This window comes from Mesorhizobium sp. P171375, assembly GCF_057786075.1.
On sequence record NZ_JBYNWF010000001.1, the window covers coordinates 3,855,390 to 3,877,923 of the forward strand.

The window sequence follows — 22,534 nt, forward strand, 5'->3', positions numbered from 1 at the left end:
CGCGACGGCGCGAGACTGATGGCGGAAAAGTCGGCGGAACGTAGATACTGATAGAGATAGGTGCAATTCAGAAAGGTTCAACTTCCGTTGAACTATTATCAATATCCGCGCCTTTTCCCTTCTCCCCGTTGACGGGGAGAAGGTGCCCGAAGGGCGGATGAGGGGCAGCGCGAGGCCGAAGGTTGTCCCGGCCCTTCGCATGGCTCAGGGCGTTCGAAGCTCGAAAAGCCAAGCAATTGGCTTTTCGTCTGCTGCGCAGATCACTTCTCACCCTTGCGTCTCGTGCAGCGCGGCATACCTATAGAGGATACTGCCCACGCATATCTGCCAGGATGAGAGCATGCCCATAGATCCCCTGTCCCCGCTCTTGCGTTCCGTCGTCGCCGTGCGCGCCACGGTTCCCGACGACGCCTTTACGGCGAACGCCCTGGGCACGCGCCGGGAAGGCAGTGGCGTCGTTATCCGCGCTGACGGGCTCGTGCTCACTATCGGCTATCTGATCACCGAGGCGGAAGAGGTCTGGCTGACCGATCAGGACGGCCGCGTGGTGCCGGCGCATGCGCTGGCCTACGACCAGGAAACCGGCTTCGGCCTGGTGCAGGCGCTGGCGCCGCTCGGCCTGCCGGCGGTGGCCTTGGGTGATGCCGAGAAAGCCAAGGTCGGCGACCCCGTGGTGTTTGCCGACGGCACCGGCCGCTCGGTCAAGGCGCACATCGTCACCAAGCAGGAATTCGCCGGCTATTGGGAATATCTGCTCGACGAGGCGATCTTCATCGCGCCGGCGCACCCGTCCTGGGGCGGCGCGGCGTTGATCGGCCAGGACGGCAGCCTGCTCGGCATCGGCTCCCTGCTCCTGCAGATGAGCCGCAATGGCGAGGTCGCCGACATCAACATGGTCGTGCCGATCAACCTTCTGACGCCGATCCTCGACGACCTGCTGACACGCGGCCAGGTGGCGAAGCCGCCACGGCCGTGGCTCGGCGCCTTCTCGGCGGAGTCGAACGGCGCCGTGATTGTGATGAGTGTCGCCGAAGGCGGCCCCGCCGCCAAGGCCGGCCTGCGCCAGGGCGACATCATCTCCGACGTGCGCGACGGCGAGGTCGACGGTCTCGCCGATTTCTACCGCAAGCTATGGCAGAACCCCGCCGGCTCCGAGATTCCACTCAGGGTGGTACGCGACGGCCGCGAAACCTGGCTCAGGGTAAAGTCGGCTGACCGCAACAGCTTTCTGAAGAAGCCGCATTTGCAGTGAAGCTGCTAATCTCCCCCCAAGTGGGGGAGATGCCCGGCAGGGCAGAGGGGGGCGCGAAGGAACGCGACCCTCCCGACCTATTTTCTGACGAGAAACACGACTTGGGCGTCGCCAATTCTGGCGTTCGGCTCGGCGAGCGCCGCGGTCGGCAGCAGAAGGATGAGGCCGAGTAACATAGCTCGCATGGCATTTCCCCCTGATTGCAGTCTGCCTTGCCCAGCTCGGCCCGCCGGGAAACTGCCATGGGCGCCGTCTGAGGCGCAAGCCAACTTCGAAATAGGCTAAGGGTTATCGACGCTGCTGACGGAAACTGGCATCGACAGCCGATATAGCCGGTCCGGCAACAAACGAGGTGATGATGGCGCCGATCAAGGTCGATCCGGAAAAAGTTCGCGAATTCCCAGATCCCGAAAGTTTTTACGCTTGGCTGCGGGAGAACCACGCCGGCGAGACCGAGGTCTGGATCAAGGTGCACAAGGTCGGCTCCGGCCTCGCCTCGATCACGCCCAAGCAGGCCATCGACGTGGTGCTGTGCTTCGGCTGGATCGATGCCGTGCGCAAGTCGCTCGATGACAAGAGCTTTCTGCAGCGCTACACGCCGCGCGGCAAAAAGAGCATCTGGAGCAAGATCAACATCGACAATGTCGCCCGCCTGGTCGAGGACGGCCGGATGACCGAGCACGGGTTGCGACAGGTCGAGGCGGCCAAGGCAGACGGCCGCTGGGACCGCGCCTATGCCAGTGGCAAGGACATGAAGATCCCCGACGATCTGCAGGCCGCCATCGATGCCGAACCTGAGGCGAGAGCGATGCTGGCAAAACTCTCCGCCCAGAACCGTTTCGCGCTCGCCTTCCGCACCCACAACATGAAGACCGAAGCCGGGCGCAGGAAGAAGATCGAGGCCTTCGTCGATATGCTGAAGCGTGGCGAGACGATCTATCCGCAGAGGCGGTGAGGGCGGGCGTTGGCCATCCAGTTTTGATAGGCTAGCACTTGGACACCCCCCTCTGGCCTGCCGGCCATCTCCCCCGCAAGGGGGGAGATCAGATGTCACCGATGCTTTCGCCAATCACCAACTTCGCCGGAGAAGCGCCGTCCATGGAACTGCCAATCTCCCCCCTTGCGGGGGAGATGTCCGGCAGGACAGAGGGGGGTGTGAAGGAACTCGGCCTTGCGCATCGGCCTTCGCCACTGATGCACCCCATCGCACAGCGATTGTCGTCTCCACGCCCTAATCATTCGATCCCACCTATGCGATCTTTCGTGCACTATTCATGCGGCACAGGTCCCCGCCAATGACCACCACCACACCCCATTCAGGCAAGGTCGCGCTCGTCACCGGCAGCAATCGCGGCATTGGCCTGGAGACCGGCCGCCAACTGGCGGCGCTCGGTTTCACCGTGCTGCTCGGCACGCGCGATCTCGCCAAGGGCGAGGCGGCCGCGAGGCAACTCGGCGGCAAGGTGGAGGCCATCGCTCTGGATGTCGCGGCACCCGACGCGGCGGCCCTTGCCGCGGCCGAAATCGAGCGCCGCTTCGGCCGCCTCGACGTGCTCGTCAACAACGCCGCCATCCACTACGACCCGCGTGCGCGGGCGCTAAAACCCGACTGGACGGTGATCCGCGAAGCCTTCGAGACCAATGTCTTCGGCGCCTGGCGCATAGCTGCCGCCTGCGCGCCGCTCCTCAGCACCTCCGGCCATGGCCGACTGGTCAACGTCTCCTCCGAGGGCGGTTCGCTCGCCTCGATGGGCGCCGGCGCGCCGGCTTATTCGACGACCAAGGCGACGCTCAACGCGCTGACCTGCATCCTGGCGGCCGAATTGCGCGGCGCCGGCGTGCTGGTCAACGCCATCTGCCCCGGCTGGGTCGCGACCGACATGGGCGGTCCGGGCGGGCGCCCGGTGGCGCAAGGGGCGGCCGGCATCGTCTGGGCCGCGACCTTGCCGGACGACGGCCCGACCGGCGGCTTCTTCCGCGATGGCAAAAGGCTGCCGTGGTGAATGAAGCCGAGATTTGCAAGGTAAGCCGCTGAAAAACATGGGTTTTCCACTCGATCGACGTGAAATCGAGATAAGAGTGGAAAAATCAGCCGGGTCATTGCCTTAGCCAGCAAGCAGCCGAAACCCAGCTCGTTGGGTCTGGAAGCCGCCGAGATGCCCGCACGCCATGCTACGAAAATAGCATTCTCGCCTTGCGAAATGTGATGCTACGTTCCCGGCGCACCCAGGGCGGAGGGGCGCAAGAAGAGGAGTGGCGGGCGCGACGGCCCGAATTTTTAGCGAAAACCGGACGGAACTGTTGAACCATTGCAAGGCCGCCGCGTTTCCCGGCGTCGGCCACAAGGGAGGAACTACCTGTGAAAGCATCCTATCTCGTCTCCGCCGCGCTTCTTGCGGCGACCGCCATGCCCGCGGCAGCGGCTGAAATTTCCGACGGCAAGGTCAAGATCGGAATCCTCAACGACCAGTCGGGCGTCTATGCCGATTTCGGCGGCAAATGGTCGGTCGAGGCCGCCAAGATGGCGGTCGAGGATTTTGGCGGCAAGGTCCAGGGCGCGCCGATCGAGATCGTCAACGCCGACCACCAGAACAAGCCCGACATCGCCTCCAATATCGCCCGCCAGTGGTATGACACCGAGCAAGTCGACGCGATCATGGAACTGACGACATCCTCGGTGGCGCTCGCCGTCCAGGGGCTTTCCAAGGAAAAGAAGAAGATCGACATCGTCACCGGCGCCGCTTCGACCGAGCTGACCGGCAAGCAATGCTCGCCCTATGGCTTCCATTGGGCCTACGACACGCATTCGCAGGCGGTCGGCACCGGCGGCGACCTCGTCAAGCAGGGCGGCGACAGCTGGTATTTCATCACCGTCGACTATGCCTTCGGCTATTCGCTGAAGGACCAGACCGCCAAGCTGGTGGAAGCCAGCGGCGGCAAGGTGCTCGGCGAGGTGCGCTATCCGCTGGGGTCCACGGACTATTCCTCCTTCCTGCTGCAGGCGCAGTCCTCCGGCGCCAAGGTCATCGGCCTTGCCAATGCCGGCCTCGACACCTCCAACTCGATCAAGCAGGCGGCCGAGTTCGGCATCGTCGCCGGCGGCCAGCGGCTGGCGGCACTTCTCTTCACCCTTGCCGAAGTGCACGGCCTCGGCCTGCAGGCGGCGCAGGGCGTGGTGCTGACCGAAGGCTATTACTGGGACCGTGACGACGAGAGCCGCAAATTCGCCGACCGCTTCTTCAAGCGCACCAACCGCATGCCCAACATGGTCCAGGCCGGCACCTATTCGGCGGTGACCCAGTATCTGAAGGCCATCGACAAGGCCGGCACCGACGAGACCGAGGCGGTGGCCAAGCAGCTGCATGAGATGCCCGTCAACGACGTCTTCACCGCCAACGGCAAGGTGCAGGCCGACGGCTCGATGGTGCACGACATGTATCTCTATCAGGTCAAGAAGCCCGAGGAGAGCAAGAAGGACTGGGACTACTACACCTATCTGGCGACCATTCCCGGCGACAAGGCCTTCACCAAGGCCGAAGACAGCGGCTGCCCGCTCGTCACCAAGTGACAGCGGCGCAAGCTGTGGCCGGCCAGTCGGGCGGCGCAAAGGACACGCCGCGGGTGGTGCTTTCCGCCCGCGGCCTCAGGCGTGATTTCGCCGGTTTCGTTGCCGTCAACAATGTCGACCTCGACGTCCACCACGGCCAGATCCATGCGCTGATCGGACCGAACGGCGCCGGCAAGACGACGATCTTCAACCTGCTGACCAAATTCCTGCAGCCGACCAGCGGCAGGATCGAATTGTTGGGCAACGACATCACCCGCACCGCGCCGGCCAGGGTGGCGCGCATGGGTCTCGTCCGCTCGTTCCAGATCTCGGCGATCTTTCCGCATCTGAGTGTGCTGGACAATGTCCGCGTCGCCCTGCAGCGGCCGAGCGGGCTGGGCTTCCAGTTCTGGCGCTCGCTGGCCGCACTCGACCAGCTGACACCGAGGGCACGCGAGCTTCTCGCCATCGTCGGCCTCGACGATGTCGCGCATCGTCTGGCCGGCGATCTCTCCTATGGCAGGAAGCGCGTGCTCGAGATCGCCACCACGCTGGCGCTCGATCCGAAGGTGCTGCTGCTCGACGAGCCGATGGCTGGCATGGGGCACGAGGATGTCGGCGCCATTTCCGGCATCATCCGTTCGCTGGCCAGAGACCGCGCCGTGCTGATGGTCGAGCACAACCTCACCGTCGTCGCCGATCTTTGCGACTGGATCACCGTCATGCAACGCGGCCAGGTGCTCGCCGCCGGCGACTACGCAACAGTGAGCACGGACGAGCGTGTCCGCGTCGCTTACATGGGGACCGAGCATGAGTGAGCCGCTGCTTGCCGTGCGCGATCTGCATGCCTGGTATGGCGAGGGCCATGCGCTGCATGGCGTCAACCTCGACGTCTTTCGCGGTGAGACCGTGACCTTGCTTGGCCGCAACGGCGTCGGCAAGACCACCACGCTGCGCGCCATTATGGGGCTGGTTCGCAAGCGCAGCGGCAGCGTCACTTTCGACGGCGGCGATCTGATGCGTCTGCCGCTGCACCGCGTCGCCCATCGCGGCATCGGCTTCGTGCCGGAGGAACGCGGCATCTTCGCCACGCTCACCGTCGACGAGAACCTGATCCTGCCGCCGGTGGTGGCCGAGGGCGGCATGAGCGTCGAGGAAATCTTCGATCTCTTCCCCAATCTGAAGGAGCGCCGCAACAGCCCCGGCACAAAACTTTCCGGCGGCGAACAGCAGATGCTGGCCATCGCCCGCATCCTGCGCACGGGCGTGCAGATGCTGCTGCTCGACGAACCGACCGAGGGCCTGGCGCCGGTCATCGTCCAGCGCATCGGCGAATTGCTGGCGACCCTGAAAAAGCGCGGCATGACCATCCTGCTGGTCGAGCAGAATTTCCGCTTTGCCGCCCGCATTGCCGACCGCTTCTATCTGATGGAGCACGGCAAGGTGGTGGAGGGTTTTGCCGTAAGCGAGCTTTCTGCTCACACCGACCAGCTGCACGAGGTGCTTGGGGTATGATGTCAGTAATCGATGGGAGGGCTGTCATCTTTTGGGCGTCGGCGCTGCCCCTCATCTGGCTGCCGCCATCTTCTCCCCGTAAACGGCAGGGCTGTCCGGGGAAAGTTTTGAGTGAATCGAAATGCCGCATGTGCATGCCCCGTAAAACGGGGTTTGTCCGTCTTCTCTCTGGTTGTCGAGACTCAGAAAAGGAACGGGGCATGCGCTTTGCACCTAGCATCTTCGGGCAGCTTCTTGAAGCCATGGATCGCCGTCAATTCCAAGCCATTGTGGATCGTCACGACGGCGATGCCTACGACAAATCGTTCAGGAGTTGGGATCATCTGGTGGCGTTGATCTATGCCCAGTTCTGCGGCAGCGACAGCCTGCGTGGCCTGGAAGCCGGTTGGAACGCCAACAGCCAGCATCATTACCACCTGGGCAGCGGTCCGCTGATGCGTTCGACCTTGTCGGACGCCAACGCACGGCGCCCGGTCGCCATTTTTGCCGAGGCCTTCAGCCTGGTGGCGGGTCTGCTCGACCGGCAGACGCGGCAAGAGGGTAAAGAAATGCTGCGGCTGATCGACTCGACCCCCATTCCACTGGGCAAGCTGTGCGAGTGGGCCAAGTCGAACGGACGCATCCGCGGCATGAAAGTCCATGTCGTCTATGACCCGAAGGCCGACCATCCGCGCGTCCTCGACATCACCGACGCCAACGTCAACGACGCCCAGATCGGCCGCCGGATCACCATCGAGCCCGCGGCGACCTATGTGTTCGACAAGGGCTATTGCCACTATGGCTGGTGGACGGCGATCGCCGAGGCCGGGTCGGTCTTCGTAACGCGGCCCAAGACCAACATGGGGCTGGCGCAGCTGTGCAACCGCCCCGTGGCCGAGCCGCAGGGCGACGGCTTCCTGATCCTGGAAGACAGTGAGGTGAACCTGGTCAGCAAGGGCGCTTGCAAGCTGCCGATACGCCTGCGGCGCCTGCGCATCCAGCGCCAGGAAGGCGACACCATCATGCTTTTGACCAACGACATGGCGCGCTCCGCAGTCGAGATCGGGCAGCTCTACAAAGGCCGCTGGCAAATCGAGCTTCTGTTCCGCTGGATCAAGCAGCACCTCAAGATCGGCAAGTTCCTGGGCAACAACGGCAATGCAATCCGCCTGCAGCTCTTCGCGGCAATGATCGCCTATGCACTGCTGCGCATCGTCGCGCGCACCCGAGGTGTCGCCATTCCAATCCTGCGGTTCACAGAGCTGGTCGCCCAATACTTGTTCGGGCGGCGAAAAATAAACGCCATCGACAAGCCGCCGCCGGTCAATCCGAGCCGACCAAGAGACCGATCCTCCCTCAATCAGATGGCCTTCATATATGAATAACTTTCCCCGGACAGTCCTGCGTAAACGGGGAGAAGGGACGCTGGCGCCGACGATTTCGCCAATCGCAAACGTCAGAGGAAGCGAGCCGGCATCGCGTTCAGCCTCTTTCTCCCCGTTTACGGGGAGAAATGCCCGGCAGGGCAATGAGGGGCAGCGCCAATGTTGGCAATTGGCCGTGCCTCCTTCAGCACATGTTTCAGCGGTGACGCCATGACGATGATCTTCGGCATCCCTGTCCAGGCCTTGCTCGGGCAGATGCTGGTCGGGCTGATCAACGGCTCCTTCTATGCCATGCTCAGCCTCGGGCTAGCCGTCATCTTCGGCCTGCTTCGCATCATCAATTTCGCCCATGGCGCGCTCTACATGTTCGGCGCCTTCATCGGCTACCTGATGCTCGTCCATCTCGGCATCGGCTACTGGCCGGCGCTGGTCCTGGTGCCGCTCGTCGTCGGCGTGTTCGGCATGGCGGTCGAGCGCCTGGCGCTGTCCAGGCTCTACCGCCTCGATCCGCTCTACGGCCTGCTCTTCACCTTCGGCCTGGCGCTGGTCATCGAAGGCGTGTTCCGTTTCTATTACGGTGTCTCGGGCAATCCCTACGCCGTGCCGTCGCAACTCGCCGGCGGCACCAATCTCGGCTTCATGTTTCTGCCCAACTATCGCGGCTGGGTGGTGGTGGCGTCGCTCATCGTCTGCATCGGCACCTGGCTCTTGATCGAAAAGACCAGGCTCGGCTCCTACCTGCGCGCCGCGACCGAAAATCCCGAGCTGGTCCAGGCCTTCGGCGTCAACGTGCCGCTGCTGCTCACGCTCACCTACGGGCTGGGCGCGGCCCTTGCGGGGCTCGCCGGTATCCTCGCGGCACCCGTCTACCAGGTCAGCCCGTTGATGGGCTCGGATCTGATCATCGTCGTCTTCGCCGTCGTCGTGGTCGGCGGCATGGGCTCGATCCTCGGCGCCATCGTCACCGGCTACATGCTCGGTCTCGCCGAGGGCCTGACCAAGGTGTTTTATCCCGAGGCATCGAACCTCGTCGTCTTCGTCATCATGGCGATCGTGCTGCTCTTGCGCCCTGCCGGCCTGTTTGGAAGGGATGCCTGAGATGAGCGAGGCGACCCTTCACGAACAGCGTACCGCCGCTTCCGTTCGGCTTGAGCGGGTGCTGATAGCATTGGCCATACTGGCGCTCATCGCCGCGCCCTTCTTCGTCTACCCGATCTTCCTGATGAAGATGCTGTGCTTCGCGCTGTTTGCCTGCGCCTTCAACCTGCTGCTCGGCTACACCGGGCTGTTATCCTTCGGCCATGCCACCTTCTACGGCGCCGCCGCCTATTTCTGTGCCTACGCCGTCAAGGACTGGGGCTGGCCGCCGGAAGCCGGCATCCTGCTCGGCACCGCCGGCGCGGCCGTGCTCGGACTGGTCATGGGCTTCCTCGCCATTCGAAGACAAGGCATCTATTTCTCGATGATCACACTGGCGCTCGCGCAGATGTTCTACTTTTTCTGCGTCCAGGCACCGTTCACCGAAGGCGAGGACGGCATCCAGGGCGTGCCGCGCGGGCATCTGTTCGGCGTCGTCGATCTCAACGTCACCCTCAACATGTATTTTTTCGTGCTCGCCGTTTTCCTCATCGGCGTCTTCGCCGTCTGGCGCATCGTCAATTCGCCCTTCGGCATGATCCTGCGTTCGATCCGCGAGAACGAGAACCGCGCCATTTCGCTGGGCTATTCGGTCGGCCGCTACAAGCTCGCCGCTTTCGTCATGTCGGCAGCGCTCGCCGGCCTTGCCGGCGCCACCAAGGCGATCGTCTTCCAGTTCGCCACGCTCACCGACGTCACCTGGCAGATGTCGGGCGAGGTGATCCTGATGACGCTGCTCGGCGGCATCGGCACCATGGTCGGCCCGGTCGTCGGCGCCGGCCTCGTCGTCGGCCTGGAAAACACCCTCGCCACCTCGGGCTTCCCGGTGACCATCGCCACCGGGCTGATCTTCATGATCTGCGTGCTCGTCTTCCGCCGCGGCATCGTCGGCGAGATCTACGCGCGGTGGCTGGCGCCCGCTGACGGCGGCCGCGATCAATAGGTGATGGTCACCACCACCGTATCGGTATAGACGCCGGCCGAGGGCGTGGTCTGCGGCGGCACGCGGCCGTAGACGGTGAGCGGTTGCGCCGCGCCGGTCCCGATGCCGGCGACCGTGCTTCCCGGTGTCCCGGCGTCACCCCAGGGCTGCGTGCGCGCATTGTCCTTGTAGAGACCGTAGGTGACCCGCTCGGCACCCTTCGACATCTTGCGGTTGGTCGGTGTGCCGCCTGTCGTGCCGCCATTCAGCGACACCGTATAGGCGGTCGACGGCGTGCAGGTGACCGTGACCTGGCCGGTGGCGTCGACATTGGCGTCGAGCACGCCCTTGGGGCCGAAATCGATGTTCTGGGTGGTGACCAGGCAGTTGGCCGCAATCGTGGCGTTGATGGTGAAGGTCGGAGAGGCGGCCAGGGTGCCCAGGCCGGTGTCGCAATTGCTGCCCAGCAGGTTTGTCCGGTAGCGGAACTCGACATGCCCCCCCGAAAACGTCGACAGATAGGTGCCGGGCGGAACGGTCGCCTGGCCGCCGGGAACCCGGCCATAGAGCGTCAAGGTGCCGGATGAGTTGCCCAGGATACTGGGGCTCAGCTGCAGCGGCGGCGGGCGCGAGGCATAGGCCCAGGCATAGGAGCCCCAGACGACACTCATCGCCGGGTCCGAATAGATCTGGTAGTCGAGGCTGTTGGCGCCGCTCAGCATCTGCCTGGCTGCCGCCGAGGTTGCGCCGCCGGTGCCGGCGGCGAGATGCGGACAGACCAGAATGGGCAGCAGCAACGGCAAACTGCCGCTGCAGGTCACGTTGAGGGTGGCCGTCGATGTCGCCGCGCTGCCCGACAGCGTGTCGACGGCGCCGAAATTCATGTTGGTGACGGTAAAGCTGCAGCTTTGCGCCAGGGCGATCGATGGCAACATCGCCACCAGGATTGCAACGATTGCGGCGCGCAGCATCCGGCCTGGCATTGTCATTGGCACACCACATTCTTGATCGTCACTTGCTGCCCGCGCGCCGCTTCGAAGGGGAAACTTGCCCGGCACGAACTGCCGTCCGCCAGGCCGACTGCCACTGCATTCTGCTTGCCGAGGCCCTTGATGTAGGCCTCCCCGTCATAGCCAACGACGAAGTCTTCCGTGCCGCCGTCGACACGCCCCGACAGTCCGGCCTCGAGCGGCGTTCCGCTCGCATCGACCAGCGTCACCAGCGCTGCCTGCGCCGCCTCCGATACGCCGAACTTCAGCACCACGCCGTTGCGGTCGGCCGGAACGACGGTCTCCTTGGTGGTCGGGACATCGGCATCGACGGGCAGGTTCTTCGGATCGATGGAGACCGTGTTCAGCTCATAGGAGTTGAGCCCGGTGACCAGGATGCGGCCTTTGCTGTCGGTCTTTCCGACCGGCCTGTTCTGATGCAGCACCTCGACGTCAGGCGTGCCGACGTCGACGACGGCAAAGGCATCGTCGATGCGGTTGGTGGCGAACACGCCGCCGCCCGCCATCGCGATGGCCCCGTCCATCTGCCCGGTCACGCGAAAATCCTTGTCGAATTGCTGGGCGCCGGCCTGGAAACGCGCAAACGGCGCGCGATAGCTGACAGCGGCCGAGCGGTTGGGGACCTCGCCCTCCGACGTGCGCAGCTGCCAGCCGATGCTGAAGTCCTCCGCCCGTTCCGACTTGGCGAGGTCGGCAACGACATTGAGGCCGTCAGCCCCTTGCTCGACCCCTGTCGAGGCTGTGATGTCGTCGTTGAACGGGATCGAAAGCCCGGCGAACACGCCATAGCTGCTGTCGTCGTCGAGATCGGCGAAGGCGGTGGCATAGAGCGTGCCGCGGCTGAAGATCGCCTGGCTGTAGGAGAGGCCGACGATCTGGCTGGTATCGCCCTCGGCCCTTTTCAGATGGGTGTAGGAGAGGTTGAGGCTGGAGAAATCGAGCGGCATCGGCACGCTGAGCGTCACCTGATCGACTGCGCGTGGCACGCCGGCGCTGAAACGGGTGAAGTCGTCGGGGTCGAGAATCGGCTGCGCCGTCACCGAGGCGATGTCTTCATAGCCGCCGAAGGCCCGCTGCATGTGCGCGTTGATCGCCCAGCCATCATAGCCGAATTCGACACTGGCATCGACCAGCGCGCCAGCGCGCCCGTCATGGCGGCTGCCCGCCACTGCCGCCGACGCCGCACCGTAAGGCCCGAGCGGAAAGGCAGCGCCGACGCCGCCATTGATCAGGTCGGCGCCACCCTCGGCATGGGCTTCCAGCGTCAGCCGGTCGCTCAGGCCATAGCGTGCCGTGGCGACGCCCATGGCGCGGCCGTCATAGTCGTCGGAGGAGATACCGAAATTGCGCCGCGCCATGCCCGCCTCGACGGAGAAATCGAGCAGTCCCTGACGCAACAGCATGTTCGAGGCGTAGAACGGCAAGGTGGCGGTGGTCTCGCGCCCGAGGCTGTCGCGCAGCACCACCTGCGCTTGCCCGGCGCCGGTGAACACCGGCAGATTGGTGACCTGGAACGGCCCGGGCTGGATGTCGCCGGAATAGGTGCGGACGTTTTGCGTATAAACTTCGAGTGTCGACGGCACCGCCGCCGTGCCGCCGAAGGAGGGCAGGGGCAAGGTCACCAGATCCGAGCGCAGGCGGAAATTGCGCTGCGCCTGGAGGCCGCCGAGATAGACGGGCCGCGTCCACGACAGTCCGCCGGAGACGAAGTCGCCGGCGCGGTAGGTCATCAGCCGGTCGGGGTCGGAATAGCTCCAGGTCGTGTTGAGCCGCGTGAAGCCGCCGAGCCTGCCGTCGGAATAGCCGGCGATGAACGACTGGCTAAGCGTTCCATAGGGGCTGAACACACGCGTGTCGAAGCCGCCCGAAATGCCCTGGAACAGTTCGTTGTCGCCGTCGAACAATGTGTTGGAACTGGCAAACAGCGAGTAGTTGAGCACCGCGCCGTAGCCCGATTGCGGCGCCGGCCGGTCCTGCAGGCGCAGGCCGAGATCGACGATGCGCGGCTCGCGGCTGTCATTGGCGGCGGTGACGTAGAGCCGTTGCGCCGCCTCGTCGATCTGAAACGACACGTCCGCCAGTTGGTCGAGCCTGACCAGGCCGCCAGCACCTTCGGCACCCTCCGGCGGTTTCAGCCCGACGTCCTTCAGCTCTTGCGGCGTCGCCGCCAGGCCGCCATCCGGCATTTCGGTGAAATTGCCGATCAGTTTCGTAGAGGTGTCGTTGATGAACACCTCCAGATAGAGGCTGCGGCGGGCCGGCAAAACGGGATCAGGCGCTTCAGTGTTCGTCACGGCCGGCGGCTCTTGCGAGTTCACTGCCGGGCAAGGTGTGAAAGTCGCGAGCGCGACGACAATCGCGGTGCTAGCGGCCCTTGACGGCAACTTTGGCATCGAAGGGTCCAAGATCGCTCTGTGCCTTCAAAAGCACGGAGCCCGCGGACAGTGATTTGCTGCTGCCGATCGGCCACTGCATGGTCGCGCCGCCCAGCACATAGCCGACGAGCCCGTTTCGGTTGCTGAGCTTCTTGCCGCCCTGGGTCAGCGTCAGGTTGGACAGGCGAAAGCGGCTCTGGCCGCTGTTGCTGGCGGTGAGCATCAGGCTGCCGCCATTGCGCGAAAGGCTCCACGCGATCGCCGGCGCGGCTGCGTCGGCGTTGCGAAAAAACACCGGCACCGAATAGCGCAGCGCAAGCGCAACCGTACCGGCCTTCTTGCGCGAGGGGTCGGGCAGTTCGTCGACGATGACGCGATAACTCTCTTCGGCCCGCACCGGCGCCTTCGAGACGCGCACGACGCGAACCACGTATTGGGCGTTGGGTCCGAGCTTGGTCGATGGCGGGCTGGCGACGACATCCGTGGTTGGCGTCAGCGTCTCGATGCCGCCGGACTGGCTCCAGGCGAAGACCCTGATCTGCACATTGATCGCCCGCTTGGCGTCGTCGTTGCTGAGGTTGAGGACCGCCGAGGCGTCGGGCGCGATCAGCTCGAGACCTGTCGGCGCCACCCTGAGCGAAGCGGCGTGTGAGAGACCGGCGCACAGCAACAGAACAGCCGTCGCGCCGATGCATGAAAGCATGGATCGCATGATCGTCCTCGTGTTGGTATCGATGGTCAGTACGTTATGGTGATCGAAACGGTGTCGGTGTAGAGGCCCGCCGGCGGTGTCGTCTGCGGCGGAACGCGCCCGTAGACCGTCAGCGGCTGGATGGCGCCATTGCCGGTTCCGCCGACCGTGTCGGTGGGGATCGTGGTGCCCCAAAGCTGCGTCCGGGTGCTTTCCCTGTAGATGGTGTAGTCGATCGTCGCCGCCAGTGGCCCGGTCATCTTGCGAACCGCAACCGTTGCGCCCGAGCCCGCTCCGGCGCTCAGACCTACATTGTAGGATTTGCCGGTCGTGCATTGCACGTTGATGGTGCTGGTCTGGTCGACATTCGCATCGATGACGCCGTGCGAGCCGAAATCAAGATCGCTTGCCGTCTGTACCTTGCATTCGTCGGTAATGGTGATGCGGACATTCATGCTGCCCGTCGCGGTCGCGGCGATCGCGGGCAAGGTTGGGAGCAGCGACGCTCCCGCCAGCAGCGCATATTTCAGCCATCTCATGCGTATGTTCCTCCGTCGGGCAGACCGTTCCTCGCGAACAGTCCTTACCCGGATTTCAACCCTGCAGCCCCTCCCGCTATGCGCCTCGCAAAGACATCAACGATATCGGCAATGTCAAAAGCGATCAGCGCAATGATTATTACAACTTAGATTCGAATTATAACAGATGAATAGCTTTCAATTGTATCGGATAATTTTAGTTAAGATTTGGTTAATTTGGGAAAAATAGACATTTTTTTGAAAGTGATAGTTTCGTCATTCGACAATTTATTTTATAAACTTTGCTAAAAAGGCGAATATTCAGGCCAAATCATCTTGATTTGATAGACTCTGGGCTGTCGCCTCCTATTGTCGATTATTTCGCCGGGTATGCCGGGCGCCAAGCGGCCATCGCCGTCGCCGCTGGTCCGCACAGCCCAAAACGCTGTCCCGGTCTGCCAAGCCTGGCAATCGTGCTGTCAGGGCCGCATTCCCCAAAACCGTGTTCCGCCCAGCCCAAGCATGGTCGTGCCGGCTGAGATAAATCCACCGTCGTCGGATCGCGGGAAACATTTGGGGAATCATTGTTGCCACGCTCACCCCGATTTCCGACGGCCGCGCATCGGCCGGACGGGAGATGCGCCTGTTGTCCCTTCGAGCCATGATCGCACACCGGTAGCCGCGCGGACCGGCTGCAGACGTCAAGAAAAGGAAGAACGATGAAGAAGACATACGAGAAACCAAGGCTTCAGAAGCGCGAAAAACTGACCCGCGTCACGGCAGTGATCATCCTGTCGGGCCCCGTCGAAAACGGCAGCTGACGCCTTCGATCGGCTTCGGACCTAACTGCAGACAAGGAGAACGGCCATGGATCAGCATGCGAACCCGTCGCCCGGCTTTCGGCGCAATCCGGGCAAGGTGATCACCATCGAGCCCTTCAAGGGGCGTGTCGTCGTGTTTGCCAATGGCGCCATCATCGCCTCGTCGGCGAAAGCCAAAATAGTGACCGAGCCGCCTCATCCCTTCTCCTTCTACATCCCGTTCGAGGACATCGACTTTCGCAAGCTCAAGAAGACGGCGCTGTCGACGCTGTGCCCCTACAAGGGCGACGCCAGCTACTGGGACGTGCTGCCGGCGGGTGGAGCCGGCAAGGACGCGATGTGGGCTTATGAGCAGCCATTCGATGAGGCGGCGGGGATTCGCGACCACGGCGCCTTCTATCCCGACAGGGTCACCATCGACGCCACGCCGCGCTGAACGCGGGTAGCGATTTTCATGCCGGCCAAAGCTGCCCTCGGGCTCGACCCGAGGGCAGCGGTTTTGCATCGGCGACAAGCCGACAACGAAGACAACAAGGTCGGTCATGGACGAAAAGCAGAGAGCCATCCTCGACGAAATCCCGCGTCTACGGCGCTATGCGCGCTCCCTGCTGCGCGACCGCGATTCCGCAGACGATCTCGTCCAGGACTGTCTCGAACGGGCGCTGCTGCGGCTGGACAACTGGCAGACGGGAGAGAGCCCGCGAAAATGGCTGTTCACGATCATGCATCATCTGTTCATCGACCAGATGCGCAAGGTGAACCGGCGTGGCGAGGCCTCGATGCTGCCGCTGGAAGCCGGCGAGGTGCAGGCCTCTCCCGCCGACCAGCTGGGGAACGTCGCGGCGCGCGAGATCATCGACGCGCTGCAGGCGATCAGCCCCGACCGCCGCGCTGCCCTGACCATGGTCGCCATCGAGGGTTTTTCCTACGCCGAGGCCGCCGAGATCCTCGGCGTGCCGGCCGGCACGCTGATGTCGCGCATTGCGCGTGGCCGCGAGGAATTGCGCGGCCTGCTCGAAGACGCCGCGCGCCGCAGCTCGATAAGGATCGTCGAAACCGAAACGGCGGCAAGCCGCAAGAATCCGAATGCAATCAGGGCGCCGATGTCATGATAAAGCTCCACACGATGCGGCCCGGTTGCAGGCTTTGTCCCGCGCATCCGCGCGGCGCGCCCGGTAACGGTTTCTTGTCTGCTTGCGTGCATGGTGGCGGCGACGCGGTGGACGAAACCAGAGCATGCCCGACGAGAAAATACGCAATGGAAAGTTCTGGGCGCTTGCGCTCGAACGCGCTCATCTGGGCGTATGGGACTGGGATATTTTGAGCGGCGACTGTTTCTATTCGCCGACCTGGTCGCACATGCTGGGCTATGAGGATGGCGAGCTTGCCAACACCGGCGACCTCTGGCTGCAACTGACGCATCCCGACGACCGCGAGCGGGCGCTGGCCAGCGGCGAGCGGCACATTGCCGGCCTCACCACCTTGATCGAGACCGAGCTGCGCCTGAGACACAAGGACGGTCATTGGATCTGGGTGCTCGACCGCGGCGGCATTGTCGAGCGCGACGAGACAGGCCGGCCGGTCAGGTTGATGGGCGTCCAGACCGATATCAGCCGGCAGAAAGAGGCCGAAGCCGAACTGGAGCGGGTCAATGTGCGCTTCCGCCTGGCGCTGGCGGCCAGCGGCACCGGCATCTGGCATCACGATATCGACGCCAACAAGAGTTTTTGGGATGCCCGCACCAGGGAGATCTTCGGCCTGGTCGCAGACACTGACGAGGTGGCCGCCGACCTCTGGCACACCTATCTCCACCCCGACGACAAGGACACCACCGAGCGCGCCCATCTGGCCCCGCTTGCGACCGACGCAGTCGTTGCCTCGCAATACCGCATCATCCGGCGAGACGGCGAAATCCGTCATGTCGAATCGCTGGTGCGCTTCATCGCAGCTCCGGACTCTGCGGGCCAGATTCTCGGCACCGTGCGCGACATCACCGAGGACAAGAAGCGCGAGCAAGAACTCGCCTACGCCGCGCACCACGATGCGCTGACCGGTTTGCTGAACCGCGCTGCATTCGACCGGCTGCTGGCCGTCCACATCGCCACCGCGCGGCTTCTGCCGCTGGCGGTGTTTTATGTCGATCTTGACTACTTCAAGGCGCTCAACGACTTTGCCGGCCACGCCGCCGGCGACCTGGCGCTGAAGGGTGTCGCTGGCGGCATATTGGGCTGCCTGCCGTTATCGGCGCGCGCCGCGCGCCTGGGCGGCGACGAGTTCGCGCTGCTCGTTCCCAATTGCCAGCCGGCCGCGGCCGAGACACTGGCCGGCGCAATCCTTGCGGCGGTGCGCGACGCCGACCTCGGCCTGCCGGCCACGTCGCGCAAGCTTGCGGCCAGCATCGGCATCGCCTTTGTCGACGACACCACCACGACGGTGGCCGATGCGCTGGCCTGCGCCGACGACGCCTGCTATGCGGCCAAGGCTGCAGGGCGCAACCGCTTTGCTGTGTTTTCGGCTGACTCGGCCTCGGGCTCCGGCGGCCTCAACGCGGCGCGTGTCGCCGCCGACACCGTCGATGCCATGGACGACGGTCGGTTGAAACTGTTCGGCCAGGAGATTCATCTGCTTGGGAAACCTTGGCGCGAAAGCCGTCATGTCGAAGTGCTGGCGCGGCTTGCCGGACGCAATGGCAAGCTTATCCCGCCGGGCGAGTTCATTCCGGTCGCTGAGCGCTTCGGCATTGCCTCGCGGCTCGACCGCTGGATCATCAGGACCGCACTGTCGCAGCATGGCCCGGCCATGAAATCGGGCGCCATCACGCTCGGCTTCAACCTGTCGGCGCAGACACTGAGCGACCCGCTGCTGTGGGATTTCGTCGACGCCGTCATCGCCGAAACCGGCGCGCCGCATTCCGGCATCGGCTTCGAGATCACCGAGACCGCCGCCGTCACCAATTTCGACGCCGCGGAACAGTTCGTGCGCAAGGCGCGCGAGCGGCAATGCCGCGTCAGTCTCGACGATTTCGGCGCCGGCATGAGCTCGTTCGAATATCTCAGGCGCTTTCCTGTCGATCAGATCAAGATCGACGGCTCGTTCATCGAAAACATCGCGCAAAGCCGGTTCGACCGAGAGATCGTTTCAGCCATTACGGGCATCGCCAAAAGCCTCGGCTGCGCGGTGGTGGCCGAAAAGATCGAAGAGCAGGCCGCGCTCGACATTTTACGCGACATGGGCGTCGCCTACGGCCAGGGTTTTCTGCTGCACCGGCCGGAGCCGCTGGAGGCGATCGTGGCAAGAGCGAGCGCCGAGGCGCCGCGCAAGCGGTTCGGTTGAAACGGCCGAACCGCGCCGGGAGGTGCGGTCCGCTCAACCGGCGTCGGCCTTTTCCTGCTTGCGCTGCGCGGCCTCCTTCTTGCGGCGCAACACCTCGTCGGTGCCGACAAGATCCTTCGACCCGCCGGAGATCGAGGTTGAGACAACGGCCGGCGGATCACTTGCCGGAAAACTATCCTCGAGCCCGGATTGGAGCTGTTCTTCAAGCGTGTCGGGATTCTCCGAGCGGCCCTCCGCGCGGCGCTCGCCGACGGCCTCGACGTCACTCTTGCTGTCGGGTTGGGCGCGGGCCTCCGATATCGTCGACACCACCAACTCGATGGCAAACTCTTTCATCGCCTCGGCTTGCGGCTCATTGACGTCAGAGTTTTCGATCAGGCGGATCAGTGACTTCTCCAGATCGCTGAGTTCCTTGGCTCCCTGGCAGCGCGCCAGTCGCTTGGTCAGCGAACCGATGAGCACCGGGGCAAAGGTCGAATAGGCATGGTCGCGTGTCGCGTCGACCTGCTCGGGATGAAGCTTTTGCAAGGACATTGGTCGTGCCTCCAATCAATCAGCTGGGCCAGCAGCTCCTGCCGCTAGGCCTCCCTTAGGAAACAGAGGGGAGGGCAAGAGGTTCCATGCCGTGGTCGACAGGGCGGCCGACGCTCAACTCCACAACGACGCCATGGTCAGCGACGCTTCGAAGATCTGCTCCCTGTTCTGGTTCAGCATCTTGACGGTGATCTGCCGGTGCTCGCCCTCCGGCATCTCGTCGCGCGCGACATCGTGCAATATGCGCAGCGCCTCGGCTCCCGCACGCTCGCGGCTTGGGAACAGCTGCCCCTCTTCATCGATCTGGTTTTCGGTGTTGTAGAGATCGAAGTAGAACCGTTCCATGGCGTAAGCATCCTGCATGAGACGCTAAACCCCTATCCGCAGCCATGGTTCCATCCGGCTGATCCCAAACAGATTTCTCGCCATCACCACTTGGGGCGGGGTGCCGCCGTCCCGGCTGAGTGCAACCGCGCCCGATCTGCGGCGTTGAGCTATGCCCACCAGTGTCGGCCCACCAATCGCGGACGGAAGACCCCTCAATGCTGGAATCTCTTTATCTGAACCTTGGTCAGCACGACGCCCTCTCCGAAGAGGAAAAGGGGCTGCTGGCCGGCGCCATGACGGTCGAGATGAACTTTGCCACCGGCCAGGACATCGTTTCGGAGGGATCGAGACCCGGCTACAGCACGCTCATCATCGAAGGTCTGGCGGCGCGCTACAAGGTGCTGGAGGATGGCGGCCGGCAGTTCACCTCGCTGCAGGTGCCGGGTGATTTCGTCGACCTGCACGCCTTTCTGCTCAAGACCATGGACCATGGCATCATCGCGCTCTCGCCATGCCGGGTCATCGCCGCCGACCACAGCCGGCTGCGCGCCATCACCGAACAGGCGCCGCATCTCACCCGGTTGCTATGGCTGGACACACTCGTCGACGGCGCCATCCACCGTGAATGGATCGTGGCCATGGGCAGGCGATCCAAGACCTCGCATCTGGCGCATCTGGTGTGCGAGCTGTTCGTCCGGCTTCAAGTGGTCAAGCAGACCAATGGCATGAGTTTCCGTTTGCCTTTGTCGCAGGCCGAACTGGCCGACGTGCTGGGGCTGTCGATCGTTCACATGAACCGGGTCATCGGCGCGCTGCGCAGGCTCGGCGTCATCGGCTGGGCAAACCACATGGTGACGATCCTGGACTGGCAGCGGCTGGTGGAAATCGCCGAGTTCGATCCGACCTATCTCAGCATGAACCGCGAGCCGAGGTAGGTCATCGGCGTTCCGAAGGGACGCGACTTCGCCTCAGCCTGCCTTTGAATGATGTCCGTTCAGCGACGCCAATTCGTCGAGCATGGCAAGGGCGGCACTTGGCTTCGCCGGCTTCAGCAAGCCCTGTTGATCGGCGGCATTCTTGAAAGCGGCAAAGGCAATGGCCGGGCGGCAAATTCCGTTCAGCGCATCATCGACCAGCCTGACGGCCGCCTTGTAGGCCTGAGCGTCCTTGTTCTTCCACTTTCCGTCCAGGGCCCTGTTGGCGTCGGCGATCGACGACACCGTCATCGTACTGCCGTCCACGAATTTGATCGTCAGGGGAAGAAATCGGCTCATGAGAAATTCACCATCCGAACCATTCCCGCGTCCGCCACAAAAGCCCGGCGAAAGGCGCGACCAGGAAGGCAGCGGCGCCCAGAACCAGGACGGGGTTGTTTGTTGGTATCGATTTCATGGATCGCCTCCGTGAATCGGGATCGCCATAAACGAGGAAATCGCGAAGTGGTTGCAGCTTGCGAAGGCTACATGTTGCTGGCCGGCCGGATCGGTTGGCGTGGCCGGTAGGGCGGTCGCGACTGCGACTTCAAGGGGATGTCGGCGAGCGAGTTGCGGATTGGTCTGAACAGTATTGGCGGCGATGCGGCGCGCCGGCGCAGCAGTGCGGCCGACAGTTTGGCAACCAGATTTCGAACCTCCATGGACTCCTCCCTAGAGTTTTACAGTCCCCCCTTTTTCACTCACCTACCACCAGACGCCTGTGCCTCGCATTTAACTTTGATGTAGTCCGGACGAATGCGACCGCTTGTGCGCAATGCCTGCCGTCAACCTTTTTGCCCGGCCAACCTTTTTGCTCGGAGCGCGTTGTCCTCCGACACGGAAGGAGGATGCCATGCTGACCAAAACCTCGAAGGCGGTGCGCAAGCAGCGCAGCGTGCAACGCAAGGTCGACGCCGACGACCGCAACAAGGCAAAAGCCAAACCTGACGCCGCCATGCAGGCCGGCGCCCGGCTCTATCCCGAGCCGCCTTTTCCGAAGCAGCACCATCCCAAGCCCGGCGAGGAAGGCGAGATCAAGCCGGCGCCGCTTTATGATGCGCCGTTCTGGCAGGGCTCCAGGAAACTGGACGGCAAGGTGGCGCTGATCACCGGAGGCGATTCCGGCATCGGCCGCGCCGTGGCCGTGCTGTTTGCACGCGAGGGCGCCGACATTGCCATCGTCTATCTCAGCGAAGAGAGGGATGCCGAAGTGACCAGGCAGGCGGTCGAGGCCGAGGGCCGGCGCTGCCTGGCGCTGCGCGGCGATGTCGCCAGCCGCGCCTTCTGCCGCCGCGCGGTGGAACGCACGGTCAAGCAACTCGGCAAGCTGGACGTGCTGGTCAACAACGCCGCCTTCCAGGTCCACTCGGCCGATTTCGCCGACCTCACCGAGGAGCATTTCGACACCACGCTGAAGACCAACCTCTACGGCTATTTCCACATGGCTCAGGAGGCGGTGGCGCATATGAAGCCGGGCTCGGCCATCGTCAACACCGGTTCGGTCACCGGCATAGACGGCTCGAAGGAACTGGTCGACTATTCGATGACCAAGGGCGGCATCCACGCCTTCACCCGCGCGCTGTCTGGCAATCTGATCGGCAAGGGCATCCGCGTCAACGCGGTGGCGCCGGGGCCGGTGTGGACGCCGCTCAACCCGTCCGACAAACAGGCGGCCGATGTTTCGCAGTTCGGCGCCAAGACGCCGATGAAGCGCCCGGCCCAGCCCGAAGAGATCGCGCCCGCCTATGTGTTCCTGGCCTCGCCGCAATGCTCGAGCTACATCACCGGCGAAATCCTGCCGATCGTCGGCGGCTATTGAAGGGCAGCGCTGGCCCGGCTCTTTCGGAGCGCAAGACACGCGTCTGAGCAGCGCCGTCGCAGACGCTGCTGCAACCGGATGGGTTTTCGTGCATTCTTGTGCATGGCCACAACGCTTCGCTCCGACACCCCGGCAAAATGCTGCTCCTATTGCGGTTCGCGCGACCACGACTACGAGGATTGCCCGAAGCGCAAGGCCGACGCCGAGCGGCAGAACGAAAGGCCCGCCGACCCGGAGCGTGACAAGGATCGGACCCGGCAACTCCGCGCGCCTGTCTGAGCCGCTCCGCCGATAGCCCGCGCCCAAGGCGGGGCGACCGCCGAACCCATCAAGGCCGTGCCGCGGCCCTCGTAACAATCCGCTGATCGAACTGACCAGGGCCGAGAAGTGCGACG

24 protein-coding genes are annotated in these 22,534 nt (G+C 63.8%); 16 read left to right on the forward strand and 8 right to left on the reverse strand.

Annotated features, from left to right (window positions below):
- Positions 1 to 340 precede the first annotated feature (340 nt).
- From ACYHH6_RS18535 to ACYHH6_RS18575, 9 genes are all read left to right on the forward strand, one after another.
- Positions 341 to 1,252: a S1C family serine protease gene (locus ACYHH6_RS18535; RefSeq protein ID WP_112566930.1), complete on the forward strand. Its 912-nt coding sequence runs from the start codon at positions 341 to 343 to the stop codon at positions 1,250 to 1,252.
- Between the two features lie 358 nt (positions 1,253 to 1,610).
- Positions 1,611 to 2,207: a YdeI/OmpD-associated family protein gene (locus tag ACYHH6_RS18540; RefSeq protein WP_352587842.1), complete on the forward strand. Its 597-nt coding sequence runs from the start codon at positions 1,611 to 1,613 to the stop codon at positions 2,205 to 2,207.
- Between the two features lie 340 nt (positions 2,208 to 2,547).
- Entirely contained in the window at positions 2,548 to 3,255 is a 708-nt protein-coding gene (locus tag ACYHH6_RS18545) for an SDR family NAD(P)-dependent oxidoreductase (RefSeq protein ID WP_352587845.1), read from the forward strand.
- A gap of 356 nt (positions 3,256 to 3,611) precedes the next feature.
- Entirely contained in the window at positions 3,612 to 4,820 is a 1,209-nt protein-coding gene (locus tag ACYHH6_RS18550) for an ABC transporter substrate-binding protein (RefSeq protein ID WP_352587848.1), read from the forward strand.
- A 14-nt stretch (positions 4,821 to 4,834) separates the two neighbouring features.
- Positions 4,835 to 5,617: an ABC transporter ATP-binding protein gene (locus tag ACYHH6_RS18555; RefSeq protein WP_352587851.1), complete on the forward strand. Its 783-nt coding sequence runs from the start codon at positions 4,835 to 4,837 to the stop codon at positions 5,615 to 5,617.
- A complete protein-coding gene (locus ACYHH6_RS18560; protein ID WP_352587854.1) occupies positions 5,610 to 6,314 on the forward strand; it encodes an ABC transporter ATP-binding protein in 705 nt (234 codons plus the stop codon). Before ACYHH6_RS18555 ends, ACYHH6_RS18560 begins: the two co-directional genes overlap by 8 nt.
- 200 nt (positions 6,315 to 6,514) lie before the next feature.
- Complete coding sequence (locus ACYHH6_RS18565; protein WP_352593680.1) at positions 6,515 to 7,678, forward strand: IS4 family transposase; 1,164 nt, start codon at positions 6,515 to 6,517, stop codon at positions 7,676 to 7,678.
- Between the two features lie 210 nt (positions 7,679 to 7,888).
- Positions 7,889 to 8,776 carry a branched-chain amino acid ABC transporter permease gene (locus ACYHH6_RS18570; protein WP_112566970.1) on the forward strand — a complete coding sequence of 296 codons (888 nt, stop codon included), beginning with the start codon at positions 7,889 to 7,891 and terminating at the stop codon, positions 8,774 to 8,776.
- Between the two features lies 1 nt (position 8,777).
- Positions 8,778 to 9,758 carry a branched-chain amino acid ABC transporter permease gene (locus ACYHH6_RS18575; RefSeq protein WP_435053482.1) on the forward strand — a complete coding sequence of 327 codons (981 nt, stop codon included), beginning with the start codon at positions 8,778 to 8,780 and terminating at the stop codon, positions 9,756 to 9,758.
- Here ACYHH6_RS18575 and ACYHH6_RS18580 read toward each other — a convergent pair.
- The 4 genes from ACYHH6_RS18580 to ACYHH6_RS18595 are packed head-to-tail and all read right to left on the reverse strand — an operon-like array spanning position 9,752 to position 14,352.
- Entirely contained in the window at positions 9,752 to 10,708 is a 957-nt protein-coding gene (locus ACYHH6_RS18580; protein ID WP_352593185.1) for a Csu type fimbrial protein, read from the reverse strand. The two genes, ACYHH6_RS18575 and ACYHH6_RS18580, sit on opposite strands and share 7 nt — an antisense overlap.
- A 14-nt stretch (positions 10,709 to 10,722) precedes the next feature.
- The gene (locus ACYHH6_RS18585; protein WP_352593095.1) at positions 10,723 to 13,140 is read right to left on the reverse strand and encodes a fimbria/pilus outer membrane usher protein; all 2,418 of its coding nucleotides are present in this window, start codon (positions 13,138 to 13,140) and stop codon (positions 10,723 to 10,725) included.
- Positions 13,112 to 13,834 carry a fimbrial biogenesis chaperone gene (locus ACYHH6_RS18590; protein WP_352593098.1) on the reverse strand — a complete coding sequence of 241 codons (723 nt, stop codon included), beginning with the start codon at positions 13,832 to 13,834 and terminating at the stop codon, positions 13,112 to 13,114. The genes ACYHH6_RS18585 and ACYHH6_RS18590 overlap by 29 nt, the downstream gene beginning before the upstream one ends.
- Positions 13,835 to 13,860: 26 nt before the next feature.
- On the reverse strand, positions 13,861 to 14,352 hold the full coding sequence (locus tag ACYHH6_RS18595) for a Csu type fimbrial protein (RefSeq protein ID WP_352593101.1): 492 nt from the start codon (positions 14,350 to 14,352) through the stop codon (positions 13,861 to 13,863).
- Positions 14,353 to 15,050: 698 nt separating this feature from the next.
- On the opposite strand from ACYHH6_RS18595, the gene ACYHH6_RS18600 reads away from it, so the two are divergent.
- The 4 genes from ACYHH6_RS18600 (at position 15,051) to ACYHH6_RS18615 (ending at position 18,485) form a co-directional block, all read left to right on the forward strand.
- Entirely contained in the window at positions 15,051 to 15,152 is a 102-nt protein-coding gene (locus tag ACYHH6_RS18600; protein WP_376740466.1) for a putative RiPP precursor, read from the forward strand.
- Positions 15,153 to 15,198: 46 nt separating this feature from the next.
- Positions 15,199 to 15,588 carry a DUF427 domain-containing protein gene (locus tag ACYHH6_RS18605; protein ID WP_352593104.1) on the forward strand — a complete coding sequence of 130 codons (390 nt, stop codon included), beginning with the start codon at positions 15,199 to 15,201 and terminating at the stop codon, positions 15,586 to 15,588.
- 106 nt (positions 15,589 to 15,694) lie between these two features.
- A complete protein-coding gene (locus ACYHH6_RS18610) occupies positions 15,695 to 16,264 on the forward strand; it encodes a sigma-70 family RNA polymerase sigma factor (RefSeq protein ID WP_352593107.1) in 570 nt (189 codons plus the stop codon).
- 124 nt (positions 16,265 to 16,388) lie between these two features.
- On the forward strand, positions 16,389 to 18,485 hold the full coding sequence (locus ACYHH6_RS18615) for an EAL domain-containing protein (RefSeq protein WP_352593109.1): 2,097 nt from the start codon (positions 16,389 to 16,391) through the stop codon (positions 18,483 to 18,485).
- Positions 18,486 to 18,518: 33 nt separating this feature from the next.
- On the opposite strand, the gene ACYHH6_RS18620 is transcribed toward ACYHH6_RS18615, so the two are convergent.
- Positions 18,519 to 19,019: a hypothetical protein gene (locus ACYHH6_RS18620; RefSeq protein ID WP_435053484.1), complete on the reverse strand. Its 501-nt coding sequence runs from the start codon at positions 19,017 to 19,019 to the stop codon at positions 18,519 to 18,521.
- Between the two features lie 114 nt (positions 19,020 to 19,133).
- A complete protein-coding gene (locus tag ACYHH6_RS18625) occupies positions 19,134 to 19,364 on the reverse strand; it encodes a DUF6894 family protein (protein WP_352593112.1) in 231 nt (76 codons plus the stop codon).
- 197 nt (positions 19,365 to 19,561) lie between these two features.
- Here ACYHH6_RS18625 and ACYHH6_RS18630 point away from each other — a divergent pair, with 197 nt between their 5' ends.
- Complete coding sequence (locus ACYHH6_RS18630) at positions 19,562 to 20,281, forward strand: Crp/Fnr family transcriptional regulator (protein ID WP_352593115.1); 720 nt, start codon at positions 19,562 to 19,564, stop codon at positions 20,279 to 20,281.
- Between the two features lie 33 nt (positions 20,282 to 20,314).
- Here the strand turns inward: ACYHH6_RS18630 and ACYHH6_RS18635 are convergent, their stop codons facing one another.
- Entirely contained in the window at positions 20,315 to 20,620 is a 306-nt protein-coding gene (locus ACYHH6_RS18635; protein ID WP_352593118.1) for a DUF982 domain-containing protein, read from the reverse strand.
- A gap of 185 nt (positions 20,621 to 20,805) precedes the next feature.
- Positions 20,806 to 20,982 (reverse strand): hypothetical protein, encoded by a 177-nt coding sequence (locus tag ACYHH6_RS18640; RefSeq protein WP_185970293.1) that lies wholly within the window; start codon positions 20,980 to 20,982, stop codon positions 20,806 to 20,808.
- A gap of 191 nt (positions 20,983 to 21,173) precedes the next feature.
- On the opposite strand from ACYHH6_RS18640, the gene ACYHH6_RS18645 reads away from it, so the two are divergent.
- Positions 21,174 to 22,139 (forward strand): SDR family oxidoreductase, encoded by a 966-nt coding sequence (locus ACYHH6_RS18645; protein WP_352593122.1) that lies wholly within the window; start codon positions 21,174 to 21,176, stop codon positions 22,137 to 22,139.
- A gap of 102 nt (positions 22,140 to 22,241) precedes the next feature.
- Entirely contained in the window at positions 22,242 to 22,418 is a 177-nt protein-coding gene (locus ACYHH6_RS18650) for a hypothetical protein (RefSeq protein WP_352593125.1), read from the forward strand.
- Positions 22,419 to 22,534 lie beyond the last annotated feature (116 nt).

What these genes read in the sequence shown, in the direction of transcription:
- ACYHH6_RS18535 (WP_112566930.1), top strand. Translation starts at nt 341, where the DNA reads ATGCCCATAGATCCCCTGTCCCCGCTCTTGCGTTCCGTCGTCGCCGTG.
- ACYHH6_RS18540 (WP_352587842.1), top strand. Translation starts at nt 1,611, where the DNA reads ATGGCGCCGATCAAGGTCGATCCGGAAAAAGTTCGCGAATTCCCAGAT.
- ACYHH6_RS18545 (WP_352587845.1), top strand. Translation starts at nt 2,548, where the DNA reads ATGACCACCACCACACCCCATTCAGGCAAGGTCGCGCTCGTCACCGGC.
- ACYHH6_RS18560 (WP_352587854.1), top strand. Translation starts at nt 5,610, where the DNA reads ATGAGTGAGCCGCTGCTTGCCGTGCGCGATCTGCATGCCTGGTATGGC.
- ACYHH6_RS18565 (WP_352593680.1), top strand. Translation starts at nt 6,515, where the DNA reads ATGCGCTTTGCACCTAGCATCTTCGGGCAGCTTCTTGAAGCCATGGAT.
- ACYHH6_RS18570 (WP_112566970.1), top strand. Translation starts at nt 7,889, where the DNA reads ATGACGATGATCTTCGGCATCCCTGTCCAGGCCTTGCTCGGGCAGATG.
- ACYHH6_RS18575 (WP_435053482.1), top strand. Translation starts at nt 8,778, where the DNA reads ATGAGCGAGGCGACCCTTCACGAACAGCGTACCGCCGCTTCCGTTCGG.
- ACYHH6_RS18580 (WP_352593185.1), bottom strand. Translation starts at nt 10,708, where the DNA reads ATGCTGCGCGCCGCAATCGTTGCAATCCTGGTGGCGATGTTGCCATCG.
- ACYHH6_RS18585 (WP_352593095.1), bottom strand. Translation starts at nt 13,140, where the DNA reads ATGCCAAAGTTGCCGTCAAGGGCCGCTAGCACCGCGATTGTCGTCGCG.
- ACYHH6_RS18590 (WP_352593098.1), bottom strand. Translation starts at nt 13,834, where the DNA reads ATGCGATCCATGCTTTCATGCATCGGCGCGACGGCTGTTCTGTTGCTG.
- ACYHH6_RS18595 (WP_352593101.1), bottom strand. Translation starts at nt 14,352, where the DNA reads ATGAGATGGCTGAAATATGCGCTGCTGGCGGGAGCGTCGCTGCTCCCA.
- ACYHH6_RS18600 (WP_376740466.1), top strand. Translation starts at nt 15,051, where the DNA reads ATGAAGAAGACATACGAGAAACCAAGGCTTCAGAAGCGCGAAAAACTG.
- ACYHH6_RS18605 (WP_352593104.1), top strand. Translation starts at nt 15,199, where the DNA reads ATGGATCAGCATGCGAACCCGTCGCCCGGCTTTCGGCGCAATCCGGGC.
- ACYHH6_RS18610 (WP_352593107.1), top strand. Translation starts at nt 15,695, where the DNA reads ATGGACGAAAAGCAGAGAGCCATCCTCGACGAAATCCCGCGTCTACGG.
- ACYHH6_RS18615 (WP_352593109.1), top strand. Translation starts at nt 16,389, where the DNA reads ATGCCCGACGAGAAAATACGCAATGGAAAGTTCTGGGCGCTTGCGCTC.
- ACYHH6_RS18620 (WP_435053484.1), bottom strand. Translation starts at nt 19,019, where the DNA reads ATGTCCTTGCAAAAGCTTCATCCCGAGCAGGTCGACGCGACACGCGAC.
- ACYHH6_RS18625 (WP_352593112.1), bottom strand. Translation starts at nt 19,364, where the DNA reads ATGGAACGGTTCTACTTCGATCTCTACAACACCGAAAACCAGATCGAT.
- ACYHH6_RS18630 (WP_352593115.1), top strand. Translation starts at nt 19,562, where the DNA reads ATGCTGGAATCTCTTTATCTGAACCTTGGTCAGCACGACGCCCTCTCC.
- ACYHH6_RS18635 (WP_352593118.1), bottom strand. Translation starts at nt 20,620, where the DNA reads ATGAGCCGATTTCTTCCCCTGACGATCAAATTCGTGGACGGCAGTACG.
- ACYHH6_RS18640 (WP_185970293.1), bottom strand. Translation starts at nt 20,982, where the DNA reads ATGGAGGTTCGAAATCTGGTTGCCAAACTGTCGGCCGCACTGCTGCGC.
- ACYHH6_RS18645 (WP_352593122.1), top strand. Translation starts at nt 21,174, where the DNA reads ATGCTGACCAAAACCTCGAAGGCGGTGCGCAAGCAGCGCAGCGTGCAA.
- ACYHH6_RS18650 (WP_352593125.1), top strand. Translation starts at nt 22,242, where the DNA reads ATGGCCACAACGCTTCGCTCCGACACCCCGGCAAAATGCTGCTCCTAT.